Raw genomic sequence first — 13,839 nt, 5'->3', positions numbered from 1 at the left:
GCCGGAACTCACCGCTATCGCGATCAAGCGGCAGCGGCACAAGCTGGCCATCTCGCATCCGAAAATAGAGATAAGGCCTGCCCTTGACGGTCTTGGCGTAGAGATACTTGGTCCTATCGACTCTGGTCCCGTCGCTCATCCTCTAGCTCCCTCAGCCTTTTGAGCACCGTGTTTTCACGCGGCGCGCTGCCCGATTTCCAATCATCATAGATACTGTCGAGATCAAGCCTGTCCCACGTCGAAACATCATGCCCCGGAACCTTAGTTGGCTGGCCGATCGCGCCTTCCTCGACCAGCCGCAGGAAGAGCGACTTGCTGACCGCTAGATAGCTCGCCGCCTGCTCGGCACGCATGGCGCGCGGCGGGTAGGAGGTTTCGAGATGTTTGGTTCGCATGCTCCATCAGGGGGCGTGAAAAGCGACGCGGTGGCCGCAGGTTCGGTGAGGTCATGGCTTGCGCTTCGCTTCGATCAAGCCGAGATCGGCGGCGAGCCATGCCGAGCATATCGAGCGAGGCATTCATGCTGATGGGTAAGTCCATCTCCCTCAGCATCTCGCCGGGCGTCGGCTTGGCGCTTTCGATCTCGGTCATGAGGTGGAAGCCTCTTAGGGTGCCGAGCGAACCCGGCCGGAGATATTGCTGTGCGATCTCGGGCGGCATCTTCTGCGCATGCTCTTGTAGCCGCTCCGGGACTTTTGGGTCCTGCTGACGCTCCGGGACGAGATAGACGAGGGCAGCTTCGATGGCGCTATGTACGGCCATGCCGGTGAAGACGTCCTCGCGCCAGTTCTTCCCGGTGCGCGCCTCGATGCCCTCGGCGAGGTTGCCGACGATATAGGCCAGCGCGCGGTTCCGAGGCGCCCCGGATGGCTTCTCAAGATAGCTGCGCAAGGCGACCTCGGCTTCCTGCGACAATGATCGGCCATGCGCCTTGGCTGAGGACTCCAGCAACCGCCGCGTCTCCGCCGTGATCCGTGTCGTGAACGCCTCAACCTTGTTCTCGATGCCACCTTTAGGTGGGCGTCCAACGCGCATTCGAGCCATCAGCCCGCCTTCCGAGTTTGTCTGCACTATTTAAGCACAATGCCATGAATCTCGCGGACTCGCAACTCCGCAGATGGTATGTTGGTTGGATCGTCACACCGTCAGGGAGGGTTTGGTTATGACCGCCGACACCCGCGTTTGCGTCCAAGCGCGCTTCGACGATCAGATGATTGAGCAGATCGAGGCGTGGAGGCGAGCACAGCCGCGCATCCCGCTCTTGTCGGCGGCAATCCGCGCATTGGTCGTGGCGGGCTTGAAAGCCGCTGCGAGCGGAGCCGGAAAATGAAAAAGCCCCCGACGTTGGCAACGCCGGGGGCCTCGATCAATTACCGCAACAATAGCACCGTTAATGTAATTGACCGAGATACTTCGGCGCAAGCGAATTCACCCGTCGAGATTGCCCATATCGGCGCAATCTGGAAGTCAACACGCGACAAGCGCACCTGCATCCAGGCCGGGCTCAAACAGTTCAACGGCTCGCCGTATTGCGACCTGCGCGTCTTCGAGCTGGACGCTCAAGGACGCATGCGCGCCACAGCCAAGGGCATCACGATCAGCCCGCAGCGGCTGATGCAGCTCGCCAAGCTCGTCGGTGACGCGGCGCGCAAGGCGGTGGAGCTCGGCCTGATCACGGCGGGGTCGTCGTCATGAGCACCACCCCGCGCAAACTGGAGCTGAAGGAAAAGACGCGCTGGCGGAAGGTGCTGCTGACCGACAAGGAGCTGCGCTCCACGGCAAAGGTAGTCGCAATGTTCCTCGCCGACGTCGCGTCCGATTGGACCACCGGCATTGCCAAAATCTCGTCGCTCAAGATCGCAACTGCCGTTGGCCTGTCGGATGCTGCTGTCCGCAAGGAACTGCCGGTCATTCTCGCGCGCGGCTACCTGGGCAGCACGCCCGGCGGCAAGGGGGCGGGCAACTTCGCAACATATTGGATGATCCCGATTGCCGAGCCGGAGAAGACGAAGCCGCAGGAGACGAAGCTCCACGTCCTGGGCGACAAGGTGCTCGGCAACGACGCGGGCACGATCATCGCCGACCTCATCAAGGCCTGCGGCGGCAACACCGAGAAGGCGGAGACGGTTGTTGAGTTGGCATCCGAGGAAAACAACCCGCGCGGTTATGTCGACAACGCGATGAAACAAATCGCCGAGGGCACATGGATCGATTACTAAAAACCGCACCGGGATGCTGTTTCGTTGAGAGAGGAAACCGCACCGGGGTGCTGTTTAAACCGCACTATTTGAGGCAATAAACCGCACTTTTTTTCGAGCTTCTCTCGTCGGCTCAACGGGTTGCGCGCCTATCTAGGTCTCTATTTAGGTTATTATAGGAGGGCCGCCTGCGGCGGCCCCTACCCGCGTATGAGGATAGAGCCAGAGATGAACATCATGCCGTGACGCTCGCGCCGTTTAAGACGGCGCGGCATCACGGCAGAGACGTCACATGACGAGAGAAGGACAACATCGCCTGCAACACGATCACCGAGTCCACCAGCTACTTGAAGTATCTGGCGATGCCGTCACGAAATGCGTAACGGCTTGGCGGCGCAGCGAGAGAGGCATAGGTTCGGCACCATGAGCAACACTGAGATCGCCGATCGCGACGGCAAGGGCCGGTTTCAAATTGGCCACAAACCGGGTCCGGGCCGTCCTGTGGGCGCGCGTTCACGCCTTGGGGAAGCCTTCATCAGCGATCTACAAAGCGCATGGGAAACGCACGGCGCCGACGTCATCGCCCGCGTCATCCGTGACGATCCGAGCGTCATGCTCAAAGTGGTCGCCGGCCTGCTGCCGAAAGACATCAACCTCAGTGTTGAGCACAGCGTTGACGCTCAGGCCGTCTTGCTCGACTTCCGGCGAGCAGTTGAGCTTCTTCAGAGCGATCAGCTCCGCTCGCAGGCTAAGGTGCTCAATGCCCGCCGATCCTGATCGCCGCCAGCGGATCAAGGCCGCAGTGAAAGAACTACAGGCGGCGACACCTCCCGATCGAAATCCCGACGATCCTCTAAGCCAAGCTCTCGCCAGCGCTAGTTTGCCTGAGGTCATCGCATTGGTGGTCCATCTCGCCAGAGCCGAAGGGCGGGATGAGGTTGAAGACGTCGAGATTTGGGCTCGCGCGCTTCCGGGCCTTACCAAGCAAGAACTGCTCTCATGGGACGATGTCATGCGGCCGTTGGGCTATGCCAAGGTCAGCTCGCTCTTGCGGCGCATGGCGAGATCGGCGCCATCGAAACCATGCCTGAGCTTCATGGAGCGCTGGACGCGGAAAACCGCAAAAATGGCTTGATTTAGTCTGTGGCATTGCCTATCATGTGGCATTACTAAAGCAACGCCACATGATGTCATGAAGGTCTACGGATATTGCAGGGTCAGCACCGCAGAACAGGCCAACAGCGGCATGTCGCTCGAAAGCCAGCAGCAACAGATCACCGGCTACGCGATGATGAAAGGTTGGTCCGTTGCGGCGTTCTTCGTCGAGGCCGGCGTGTCCGGCTCGGTGCCGCTCGCTGACAGGCCCGAAGGCCAGCGCCTGCTGGCCGCCGCTCAGTCTGGCGACGTCATCATCACCGCGAAGCTCGACCGCGCGTTCCGATCCGCCGCTGACGCGCTGGGCACGCTGGAGCAATTGAAGGATGACAAGATCGGCCTGCACATGATCGATCTCGGCGGCGACGTCACCGGCAACGGTATCAGCAAGCTCGTCTTCACCATCCTGTCTGCCGTGGCCGAGAGCGTGCGCGATGGCATCCGCGAGCGCGTCCGAGAGGCTAAGCGTTATCGGGCCTCGCAACTCCTTTACAACGGCGGCAAGGTGCCCTTCGGCTTCACTGTCGAGGGCGAGGGCAAGGCCAGGCACCTCGTGCCGAAGGAGAACGAGCAAGCCGCGCTGACCCGCGCGAAGGCATTGCGCGCCGAAGACAAGAGCTATCGGGAGATCGCGCAAGTCTGGGCTTCCGAGTTCGGCCTGCCGTTGATGGACGCGAAGAGCATCAAGCGCATGCTCGATCGCGCCTGATCGCCGCCGCGAGATCGATCTCGCCGGCCGAGATCGTTGTCGCCAAAGGCCCGTGGGACCCGGCCACCCCCAGACCACTTCCACGGCGACGCCTCTGTCGAAATTCAGGTTCCCCCGTCCCCGTCAAAGTACATGGACTCCGTCCACATGGGACCCGTCCATATCTTCTTGGAAAAAATTCCGGATACTCGGATCGTCACCGACCTGAATGTCTCTCGCTCGACGCGCTCACACAAACCCTGCGGTTTCAGCACCCTTTGCGCCGGCCTAAAACCGCCAGTTTCTAGCGCTTTGCGCGGCCATGGCAGAGCTTGGGCCAGCTCGGCGGAGCTTGCCAAGCGCACTGGCCGCGACGCCTGAACCTTCTCGCGCTTATCCCGACCTATCGTGAAACAGAAAGGGCAATGCCATGGGACGCCGTATCCCCGCGATTGCGCAAGTTTCGTCAACAGCGCCGCAATGCGAAGAGACGCGGCATCGGCTTTGAGCTGACGTTCCGCCAGTGGTGCAAGATTTGGGATGAGAGCGGCATGTATTACTGTCGCGGTCGGCGAGGATTTGTCATGCATCGGTCGAGCGACGAAGGCCCTTACGCCGTGGGTAATGTCGAGATCATCTCCGCCGTCGATAACTTCCGCGAGGCGATGGAAATTCACTACTGGGTGATCGGAATTATACCTGACCCTCCGGATGCCCCGGATGCCCGCCACATCGCGAGGCAGCCTCGACCCTGCAATTCACCGCGTTGCCGGTCTGGGCCTCCTACGGCCTCGCCCGTTGCAGCCATCCGCTCAAAATGGGACATTAGCGCCGCCGAGGGGGGCGGGTCATTGGCCAAGACAAGCAAACTCTGAACAAGATCATCGATCCTGATCGTTACGCGACACTGAAAACGGTTGAGCGATTGTTCTTTCTTCGCTGGCTTGAAAAGTATTGGATCGTGAAGCGAGCCGCCGAGTTCTATGCCGACAAGTTCATGTGAGCTAGCGAGCACGCTATCTCTTCTGGTAGATGCCTTAGGTCTCTGTCCGCTCGCCGATCGATGCCCCGTCAGATCGCGCCGCAGCTTCGCCTGTGCGTCCGCGTCCTCTGCGTGCTGGGACGTGCCCCCTACCGGCCGCGCTCCTCCTGAGCCTCGCCGCGATGTCGTGGCCGCCGTCGTTCTCTACAATCCTGTGTCGTACTCTACATTCTTGAGGGCCTCGACGGCTTGACCGACACCTTGCGGCGGCCATGATCTCGGACATCGCCGGCACGCCGGCATTTCAAGCCCCCGATATCCCCGTGAACGACGACTATTCTGAACCCCGTTCCAGAAAGGGTCGCGGCATGGCGCAGTGGTCCCGCGATCTGATCGATGCGATGCATGCCGCAGCCCAGGCCGTCAAGCCGATTACAGGTCGCGGCATCGGATACAAGCCCTTCACCGCAGGTCTGATCCCGTCGATGGCGAGAAAGGAAATGCAGCGCGTCTATCGCCAGCTAAGGGAGGCCCGTGAACAGGGCATCATTCCGTGGGAGTGGATTGTTGACGAGACACGCGCCATCGAGCGTGTGGCAACCTGGTCCGACCCGCCGCGTACGCTCGCTGTGTAGCTCGATCCTATCGCCGGGACTTCTGGGACCAGCAGCCCCATCGGGTTCAGGTCTGGTCCGAGAAGGGCACCGTGCGCGGCGTGCTCGCCGCTATCCTTGATCAATATGCTGTCGGCTTCAATCCGGTGCATGGGTTCAGCAGCGCCACGTCGGTCCATGACAGTGCCGAGGATGCTGGGCGTGATCTGATCGTGCTCTACGTTGGGGACTTCGACCCGAGCGGGATGTACATGTCCGAGCAGGACCTTCCCGCACGTTTAGCGAAGTACGACGGCGATCATATCAAGCTTGCGCGCATTGCCCTGACTGCCGGTCAACTGGCGGGGCTGCCGTCGTTTCCGGCGGCCGATAAAAAGAAAGACCCGCGCTACAAGTGGTTCGTCGCCGATTATGCGCGCGACTGTTGGGAACTGGACGCAATGGACGCCAACGATCTCCGAGATTGTGTTGAACAGGCAATCATCAGGTTGATCGAGCCTGTGGCTTGGCAGCGGTGCGAGGTCGTCAACAAAGCGGAGCACGAGTCTCTCAAGACCATTCTTGAGCAATGGAAGCGGCCTTAAGCCGATGCCGCCCCAGATCGTGCCGCAGCTTCGCCCGTGCGTTCGCGCCCTTCCGCGCGGGGCGACTAGCCCCCGCTAGCGGCGGGCTCATGGGCGGGCTTCTCTGGGGATACCGTCAGTTCGTGTATGCCAGCGGTTGGCGAAGATGGCATCATCAATCCCAGCTTAGTGGGACGAGAGCATGGACATACAGCAATTGGCAAATCCACTCGGTTGGGACTGGGGCGCGATATTGCACGCCGCTTTTGGCGCGGGCATCGGCACGGCAGGGGGTACAGGGCGCGATCACGCTTTACCGAGAGCGGACGCAGAAGCAGGACAAGGCCGCGTATCTCGCCCTGAGGGTTGCCGTGATGCTGGAAGCATATGGCTCCGACTGCTGTCGCTTTTACTTCGACAATGTGAATGCGATTGAGCTACCGGACGAACAGTACCCAGCTTGGAGAACCCATCTGCCGACTCCACCGGAACTGCCGGACGACACCGAGGCTTGGCGCGCGATGAACCGGGGGCTGCTGGCCAGATGCTTGAACTTTCGCAACAAGGTCCTCGCGAGTCAGAACGCGATTGACTCGTGTATCGAGTTCACAATGGATGCTCTCGAAAACACGCTGGATACGCACGTCTCGGCACGCGGTATGGAAGCATGGGAGATCGCGCGGGAGCTGCGAAAAGCTTATGGCCTTCAGGCAGCAGACATAGTCTACGATTATCACGACACTCTCCAGAAGGCGAATAAGGCGGCTCTGGAGGAGCTTGAAAGGCGCATGACCAGACAAGCAGAACTTGTACGCGCGGCCTCGGCACCACGGAAGGAGACCTGAGGTCCCATCAGTGGGACCGCGATCAAAATGCTCGCCAGATCGTAAGCGCGGCGCCGGCTACCGCAATCCGCCCCGGCGCTCCCTGACAGCGCTGGTGCAATGGCCGCTCCAAGCGTGTTCCTAAGTCTGGGGATCGCGAGACAACAGTGGACATGCCCTAGGCATGGCATCCCTTGGTTTCCGCGACACTCCGACTCAGGCGGGATGCATGCCCCTCAAGCTCGGGAGTCAGCTCATGTTCCCCGTGGTCAAGATCACCCGTCAGTTCATGCTCGGCAAGCCGATCGTTTTCTTCGCTGCAATGATCGAAAGCAAGGACGCTGCAACCGCTATCGCGGCATTCCCCAAGGAGCCATGCGACAGCGTCGAGTTTGCTTGGTGGGGCGTGCCGAATGATCCGTGTCTCTTGCCGCCGCATTAGCGCCGTAGCTGTTTCGACTCGCTGCCAGTGCCATGCTCCAAGCCCTGCCATGGAAAGACATCGTCACGATCGCCGCGGCGTTCGTCGGGGCCGCCTAGGTTTGCTGAACATGTGGAACACGATCAATCAACGTCGCGTCCGCTTGATCGTAAGGCCCATGTTTGCGCACCCGACCAATGGTGGTGGCGCACCCATGTTTTCCATCAGGGGTGACGAACCTCAGCGCGTTCGCTTTGACGATCACCGAAGTCGGCTTCACGACTTCGCGAGGGGGAAACGAGGTCGGCGAAACGCAATTCTCGCACCGATAATTATCGATGGAAAACCTTGGCCGCGTCGTTTAGAGCCAAGAACTGCCGTCTCCAGCTACTTTCACCCACAGGAGATCGCGCTCGATCGGAAGATGCTCGCCAAGGCCTACGCTAAGACCGAATGCGGCTTGTTCGCCTACGGCCTGACCCCTGCCTTGGTCCAGCTAAGGGAGATCGCAAGCCAGGTCACCCGCCTGCGATCTTAGTCCTTCTCGCCATCAACCACGCCGATCTGCGTCTGCAACGGATCGGTCTGGAGCTGGAGCAAGGCAGCGTTCAGCGCGTTCATGTCGGCGACGAGCGCGACCTTCTGACCGAGCGTGCTCTCAAACATGATGACCGCCTGCCGCTTGTCCGGCATATAGGCGACGTGGCTGATCTCGGCGACCTCAACGGTCCGAGCGCCCTCCGGCTACGGGGCGTAACCTTCGTTGTCGTTCGCGATCGTTTAGTCCGCCCTGATCAGTGTGAGACCGCCGACCGCGACCGGGGGCATGATGGCGAACGCACCGTTCGCATAGGTCGAGTTGCTGACCGTGAGGCCGGTCAGGGCGCTGTTGATGGTCGAGGTCTGAGCATTCGTCGGCGCCGATGTGGCGCCGCCGCCGCCCGGCGTGGCCGTTTACTGGCCCGTAATGACCGGATTGTTGTTGAAGCTATGGTTATGGCTCGGATCATTGACCGGATGGTTGTGCGCCGGCAGGTTTGACGAATCGATCGTCACACTTTGGCTGCCGCCTCCCGCGCCGACTGTGTTCGGCGCAAAGCCTGCGACCGCCGAGGAGACGCGCCCCGCGCCCTGGTCCGCCGTCAGCCGGAGACGGCCGCGTAGATCGGGGCAGCGTGCCGCTGAACATAGCGAACAACAGTAGGTAGCTCGCCGAGGAAATCGCGCTGCCATCTGCGTTCACATATGGCTGAAGTGTGCAGCCGGTGACCCATGACGGCATCGAGGAGCCGCCATAATCCATGTAAGAACCGATGCGCCCGAGATTGCGGAAGGCGAGTTTAGTGCCGTCGTTGATGACATCTACGATTTCACCGGGCGGCAGGCAGACGACCCGCCCGCCTGTCGCAGTCGTCTGCAACGTGATCGTGAAGTTGCTGGATCCGATGCAGGCGTGCTGCACCGACTACGGCTTCTTGAACGAAGTCGGGAAGGTGATCGAGACGCTGCCCGTCAATGTCGAGGCGAAGGTGATCACCGAACACTGGTATTGCGCGCTCGCGAGAACGACCGGCGAGTTTTTCAGCGTGATCGACGTCTGGCCGCCGGCAACGAGGTCGACAACGGTCATGTTGCTGTTGACGGGCGTGTCCCAAGTACCGACGTAGTCGCCGCGGGCCGGCTCTTCGAGATTGATTTTGGCCGTGAAGGTCGAGACCATGGCTTTTGCCTTTCAGGCGGCTGGAATTAAGGCCGGCGTCGCCGGCTTGTGCTTCGGCGCTGCTCGCGGTTGATCAAGCAGGGCAATCAGATCGGCCTCGGATCGAATGGTGGCCTCATGGGCCGCCCGGGCTAGCGTGTAGAGATCGCTGCTGCGGCATTCGCGCATCGTCGGTGCGCAGCGCCTCAACCGAGAATTGGCGGCTTTAGAATACCGCCATTGAGACGGTTCGCGAATTGAGCAGAGGGCTGCTCTAGCTGCAACTCCAGCCTCGCCGTCGGGCTGCCCAAGGCGATTTGTGCCCGCCGAGGCCAAAGAAATGACGCGGGCCGCCGTAGAGCAGTTCGCGACGGAAAGCCTCGATGATCTTCATCAGAAGACGACGCCTCGCCGCTTAGCACGCACGAGAGACGGCGGTTAGAACGTGATCGACTGTGCAGCGCGAGCTAGCGAGAAAAAGCCCCAAGCTCAAAGTCGGCGGGCTAGGGGCATTGAACGAACGCAACAGCGGTCGACGAACTCGCGCACCTCGATCGCCTCCGCGCTTGCCAGCAGCGCAATCTCGGCGGCCGCATGTATTGGCCCAAGCAAGCTTGATTTGAATCAAAGCTGCCAATCAGGGGGGCCGCATGACTCGTTGAGAGCGTCTCTCCTCCAGATCGGTGCGGTCCTTGAAGACACTTCGTCAGCTCCTGCCCGCCGATGGCATCATCCAGCTCGTGATCCGGCTCGGATTGCTGGCGCTGCTAATCTTCTGGTCGTTCCTGATCATCCGGCCGTTCGTGCCGATCCTGACCTGGAGCGGCGTACTTGCGGTGGCGTTCTATCCGGCCTTCAGCTGGCTCGCCAAGCGCCTCGGCGGCCGTCCTCGCTTGGCCGCGGCCATGCTTACCCTGGTCGCGCTCGGCATCATCATCGGTCCTGCGGCCTGGCTGGGCTTGAGCGCAGTCGAAGGGATCAGGGATCTCGCGGGCCAGATCGGCACCGGCGAGATCGAGCTTCAGTCCGCTCCCGAGCAGATCAAGAGCTGGCCGGTGATCGGCCCGCAGCTCTACGACCTCTGGAACCTGGCGTACACGAACATTCGGGCCATGCTGCGCGAGTTGGCGCCGTATCTCAAGCCGATTGCTGGGATGATGCTCTCGTTCGCGGGCGATGCCGGCCTAGGCACGCTGCAGTTTCTTGTGTCGGTGTTCGTCACCGGCTTCCTCCTTCCGTGGGGGCCGCAGCTCGTCGCCGCGGCTCGCGGCTTCCTGTTCCGCATCGTGCCGGAGCAGAGCGAGCACTTTGTGGAGCTCGCCGGCGCAACCATCCGTGCAGTGTCGCAGGGCGTGATCGGCGTCGCAATCGTGCAAGCCCTGCTGGCCGGCATCGGCTTCAAATTCGCAGGCATCCCGGCTGCCGGATTGCTTGCCATCATCGTTCTGCTGTTGTCGATCGTGCAGATCGGGGCGTTCCTCGTCCTCTTCCCCGTAGTCATTTGGATCTGGATGGACAAGGACGTCACCACGGCGTTGCTGCTCACCGCGTATCTCGTCGCCGTCGGCCTGCTCGACAACGTCCTGAAGCCGCTCGTCATGGGTCGCGGCCTGACCACGCCGACGCTCGTGATTTTGATCGGGGTGATCGGCGGAACGCTCGCGCATGGGATCATCGGTCTCTTCATCGGGCCGATCATCCTGTCGGTCGCATGGGAGCTGGCGGCGGCCTGGGTTCGGACCGATCGCGCCGCGGCTTGAGAGGGGATAGGCAAGCCCTGAATGCCTGCGCGGCACGGACAGTGTCGTACCATTGACATAAGTCAATCGCTGGACTTCCAGCGCGTCTTGAGTGTGTGGAGGTGAGGTATGACCTCGGGCATGTCGATGTCGATGGCTAATCAGGCGGCGCAGGATGGCTGCGCACTCGGGTCCCCGGTTGGCGGCCGGGTCCTGATGGCTGGTGACTGACAGCCATGGACACGATCCTCGCTATCAATGCTAACGCAGCGGGCGTGAGCTTTCGGCTCTTCTCCGTGCAAGGCGACGGGAGGCTGGAAGGGCAAATCAACGGAAGGCTCGATGGAGTAGGAGGCTGTCCCCGCCTCAAGGCGAGCCGGATGAACGGAGATTCGTTGGCGCATCGCGCTTACCGCAACGAGGATGTCGGTGACGTCGCGGCGGCATTCGCGGCCATCGACGCATGGCTGCGCAATGAGTTGGGAGTCAGCCCGTTGGCGGTGGGCCATCGCATCGTTCAGGGCGGGCCCGAGCACGCTCGACCGGTCTTGATCGATGACGCCGTGATGGTCCGGCTAGAACAGCTGGTAGCCTCGGCGCCGCTGCATCAGCTGCATAATCTCGCGCCGATCCGCGCGATCCGGGCAGATCATCCAGCGCTACCGCAGGTCGCCTGCTTCGACACTGCATTTCACCTCAGCCGCGCGGCTGCGAGTGAGGGCAGCGTCAGCCCGTATCAGCATCACGCAGGCACCATAAGACCTTCCGGATTGCACGGTCTATCCTACGAGTCAGTTGCGCGAACCCTGTCGCTCGTGGCGCCCGGAATCGCAAAACGCCGCGTGATCGTTGCGCGCCTCGGCGACAGCAGCTCGATGTGCGCGCTCCTGGACGGGCGCAGTGTCGAGTGCATCCCCGCACGCTATGCCTTTGGTCCGCTGCCGGCCGATGATTTCGCCAGCGAGATCGATCCCGATATCGCCCAGTTCCTCAGGTCGGAGAATGGCATGCCGACCGAGGCGCTACAGGACGCTTCCCGGCTCAGCTACGGGCTCAGCGGCCCCGCTGGTGCAGGGGAGGTCGCATTTGAGCTGGAGGGGGCCCGCTCTCCTCAAGTCAGACATGCCGTCGAGCGTCTGGCCTACCAGGCCGGCCTCGATGCCGGTCTGCTTGCGGCCGCGCTGGAGGGACTCGACGCATTCGTCTTCACCGGCGAGATCGGTGAAGGCTCGGCCGCCATCCGCGCGTCCATCGCCGAAAGGCTGAGCTGGCTCGGTGCGACACTGGATGCGACCGCCAACGCTCAGCACGCACGGCTGATCTCGCGCGATGATGGCCGCATTCCGCTCTATGTGCTCCCGTCCGATGACGAATTGACGATCGCGCGGCATACGTTGGCGCTTTTGTTGAATGGGCCGTCGCCACACTGAGCAGGCCCCCCGCTGAAAAACTGGTTGGTTCCTCATGCTGCTTCAGCTTCTCGTCGGCGCACTGGTCGGCATGACCAACATCGGAATTCATGCGCTGGTGACCGTCGTCGCCGTCTCGATTGCTCGCGGGGCCGGCCTTCGGACAACCGTGAGACCAAGATTGCACCTGATGGGCGTAATGATTTGCGACGGCCGCGGTGTTGACGGTCGCGCACACGCTGGAAATCCTGGTGTGGGCCTGGACGTATGGCATCGTCCAGGCCGCGGCGCCCGGCAGCGATCTGCTCTATTTTGCTTTCGTCAACTACACCACACTCGGCTACGGCGACATCACGCCGGTGCGTGAATGGCGGCTCATCGGCCCGCTGACCGCCATGAACGGCGTGCTGTTGTTCGGCTGGTCGGCCGCCATCCTGTTCGAGGTCTTGCGCAAGACACTCGAGCATCTCGGCGTGACAGAAGCGCCGGGCTTCAAGCGGTCCTGACCGCAACCGCGACGATCTGCCACGCCGCTCAAAATGGAGCGCGATGGCTGCGCCTGTCTGAGGAAGAGGGCGCCAGCGTGGTGACCAAACTGTCAGCGTTCCTGCTCTTTGCCCTAGGACTGCAGATCGAGGTCTGCGAGCTGATGGCGGTCCAAGAGCACGATCTGGCGCTGGGTATTGCCGACGAAGCCGAGAACGCCGAGTTCATGCAGCCGCGACAGGGCGCGGGATACTGTTTCCAGTGTCAGGCCTAGATAGTCGGCGATATCGCGCCGCGACATCGGCAACGCCATGATGCCGGATGCCGTCAAGCGCTTGTCCATTTCGAGCAGGAACGCCGCCACCCGTTCCAGCGAGGTCTTGCGTCCCAGCAGGAGCATGTGATCCTCCGCGTGCTGGAGGTTGATCGTGGTCATGCTGAGCAGGTTTTTGGCGACCATTGCATCGCTTTCGGCAACCATTTCGAGGCTTTGCCGCTTGACCAGCCGCACCGTGGTATCGACTATCGCTTCCGTCGTGAAGCGGTGCTCGATGCCGTTTTCCAGACCGAAGATGTCGCCGGCGAGGTGAAAGGCCCCGATCTGCCTGCGGCCGTCCGTCAGCAGCTTATAGCTTCGCACTGCACCAGATTTGACCTGGTAGACATATTCGGCGGGTTCTCTCTCGCCGTAGATTTCGGTGCCTTTTCTGTAAAAAAAGTCAGTTAAACTGATGAGCGCGTTGGAATGGCTGGTCATTCCGATGTCACGGAGTGAATTGGGACGCAGCGCGGAATCCGTCGTGGTGCGAACGAACATAGGCCAACTCCTTAGCTCATCGCCAGATTGGTCCGTCGGACGATGCGATTTCCTAGTAGGGAATGCGCCGCGCTATTCCGCTCCCGCCCAAGTTGATTTACGATCATGGCGGTATTTCAATCCATTGCCATAAGGTTCATTGTACCAAGGGACATCAGGAGCTTTTCCTGCGCAAAATGAGAAGTCACGACAATTGCCGGAATACATCTGCAGACGCAGCGGATGTTTTCATTTTCGAACTATT

General features: G+C 61.3%; 16 protein-coding genes and 1 pseudogene. 13 read left to right on the top strand and 4 right to left on the bottom strand.

All coding sequences use genetic code 11. The annotated features are described in order from the left end of the window. Window positions 1-261 precede the first annotated feature (261 nt). Entirely contained in the window at window positions 262-1,044 is a 783-nt protein-coding gene (locus ACVWYI_RS21760; RefSeq protein ID WP_456663164.1) for a hypothetical protein, read from the bottom strand. Window positions 1,045-1,162: 118 nt separating this feature from the next. On the opposite strand from ACVWYI_RS21760, the gene ACVWYI_RS21755 reads away from it, so the two are divergent. The 10 genes from ACVWYI_RS21755 (at window position 1,163) to ACVWYI_RS21710 (ending at window position 7,466) form a co-directional block, all read left to right on the top strand. Beyond that, complete coding sequence (locus ACVWYI_RS21755) at window positions 1,163-1,330, top strand: hypothetical protein (protein WP_456663163.1); 168 nt, start codon at window positions 1,163-1,165, stop codon at window positions 1,328-1,330. Further along, entirely contained in the window at window positions 1,327-1,695 is a 369-nt protein-coding gene (locus tag ACVWYI_RS21750; protein ID WP_456663162.1) for a PC4/YdbC family ssDNA-binding protein, read from the top strand. Before ACVWYI_RS21755 ends, ACVWYI_RS21750 begins: the two co-directional genes overlap by 4 nt. A gap of 50 nt (window positions 1,696-1,745) precedes the next feature. Next, entirely contained in the window at window positions 1,746-2,219 is a 474-nt protein-coding gene (locus ACVWYI_RS21745; RefSeq protein ID WP_456663161.1) for a hypothetical protein, read from the top strand. A 402-nt stretch (window positions 2,220-2,621) separates the two neighbouring features. Beyond that, complete coding sequence (locus ACVWYI_RS21740; RefSeq protein WP_456663160.1) at window positions 2,622-2,975, top strand: hypothetical protein; 354 nt, start codon at window positions 2,622-2,624, stop codon at window positions 2,973-2,975. Continuing rightward, a complete protein-coding gene (locus ACVWYI_RS21735) occupies window positions 2,959-3,333 on the top strand; it encodes a hypothetical protein (RefSeq protein WP_456663159.1) in 375 nt (124 codons plus the stop codon). The genes ACVWYI_RS21740 and ACVWYI_RS21735 overlap by 17 nt, the downstream gene beginning before the upstream one ends. Window positions 3,334-3,390: 57 nt before the next feature. Further along, a complete protein-coding gene (locus ACVWYI_RS21730; RefSeq protein ID WP_456663158.1) occupies window positions 3,391-4,062 on the top strand; it encodes a recombinase family protein in 672 nt (223 codons plus the stop codon). Between the two features lie 1,233 nt (window positions 4,063-5,295). Continuing rightward, window positions 5,296-5,658 (top strand): hypothetical protein, encoded by a 363-nt coding sequence (locus ACVWYI_RS21725; protein ID WP_456663157.1) that lies wholly within the window; start codon window positions 5,296-5,298, stop codon window positions 5,656-5,658. Between the two features lie 71 nt (window positions 5,659-5,729). Further along, entirely contained in the window at window positions 5,730-6,221 is a 492-nt protein-coding gene (locus ACVWYI_RS21720) for a hypothetical protein (protein WP_456663156.1), read from the top strand. 353 nt (window positions 6,222-6,574) lie between these two features. Beyond that, complete coding sequence (locus ACVWYI_RS21715; RefSeq protein ID WP_456663155.1) at window positions 6,575-7,045, top strand: hypothetical protein; 471 nt, start codon at window positions 6,575-6,577, stop codon at window positions 7,043-7,045. A 208-nt stretch (window positions 7,046-7,253) separates the two neighbouring features. Then, window positions 7,254-7,466: a hypothetical protein gene (locus ACVWYI_RS21710; protein ID WP_456663154.1), complete on the top strand. Its 213-nt coding sequence runs from the start codon at window positions 7,254-7,256 to the stop codon at window positions 7,464-7,466. 513 nt (window positions 7,467-7,979) lie between these two features. Here the strand turns inward: ACVWYI_RS21710 and ACVWYI_RS21705 are convergent. Together ACVWYI_RS21705 and ACVWYI_RS21700 are read right to left on the bottom strand one after the other, a co-directional pair. Continuing rightward, window positions 7,980-8,111, bottom strand: coding sequence for a hypothetical protein (locus ACVWYI_RS21705; protein ID WP_456663153.1), 132 nt, complete (start codon window positions 8,109-8,111; stop codon window positions 7,980-7,982). Between the two features lie 799 nt (window positions 8,112-8,910). Beyond that, window positions 8,911-9,165, bottom strand: a complete 255-nt coding sequence (locus ACVWYI_RS21700; protein WP_456663152.1) for a hypothetical protein — start codon at window positions 9,163-9,165, stop codon at window positions 8,911-8,913. 671 nt (window positions 9,166-9,836) lie between these two features. Here ACVWYI_RS21700 and ACVWYI_RS21695 point away from each other — a divergent pair. From ACVWYI_RS21695 to ACVWYI_RS21685, 3 genes and pseudogenes are all read left to right on the top strand, one after another. Then, window positions 9,837-10,904, top strand: a complete 1,068-nt coding sequence (locus ACVWYI_RS21695; protein WP_456663151.1) for an AI-2E family transporter — start codon at window positions 9,837-9,839, stop codon at window positions 10,902-10,904. A gap of 215 nt (window positions 10,905-11,119) precedes the next feature. Further along, on the top strand, window positions 11,120-12,313 hold the full coding sequence (locus ACVWYI_RS21690) for an acetate kinase (protein ID WP_456663150.1): 1,194 nt from the start codon (window positions 11,120-11,122) through the stop codon (window positions 12,311-12,313). 34 nt (window positions 12,314-12,347) lie between these two features. Next, window positions 12,348-12,798 (top strand): annotated as a pseudogene (locus ACVWYI_RS21685) (potassium channel family protein). A gap of 113 nt (window positions 12,799-12,911) precedes the next feature. On the opposite strand, the gene ACVWYI_RS21680 reads toward ACVWYI_RS21685, so the two are convergent. Further along, complete coding sequence (locus ACVWYI_RS21680; protein WP_354045616.1) at window positions 12,912-13,595, bottom strand: helix-turn-helix domain-containing protein; 684 nt, start codon at window positions 13,593-13,595, stop codon at window positions 12,912-12,914. Window positions 13,596-13,839: the final 244 nt, after the last annotated feature.

It is taken from the genome of Bradyrhizobium sp. LB13.1 (assembly GCF_054056815.1).
This window is presented reverse-complemented; position numbering and strand designations above follow the sequence as displayed.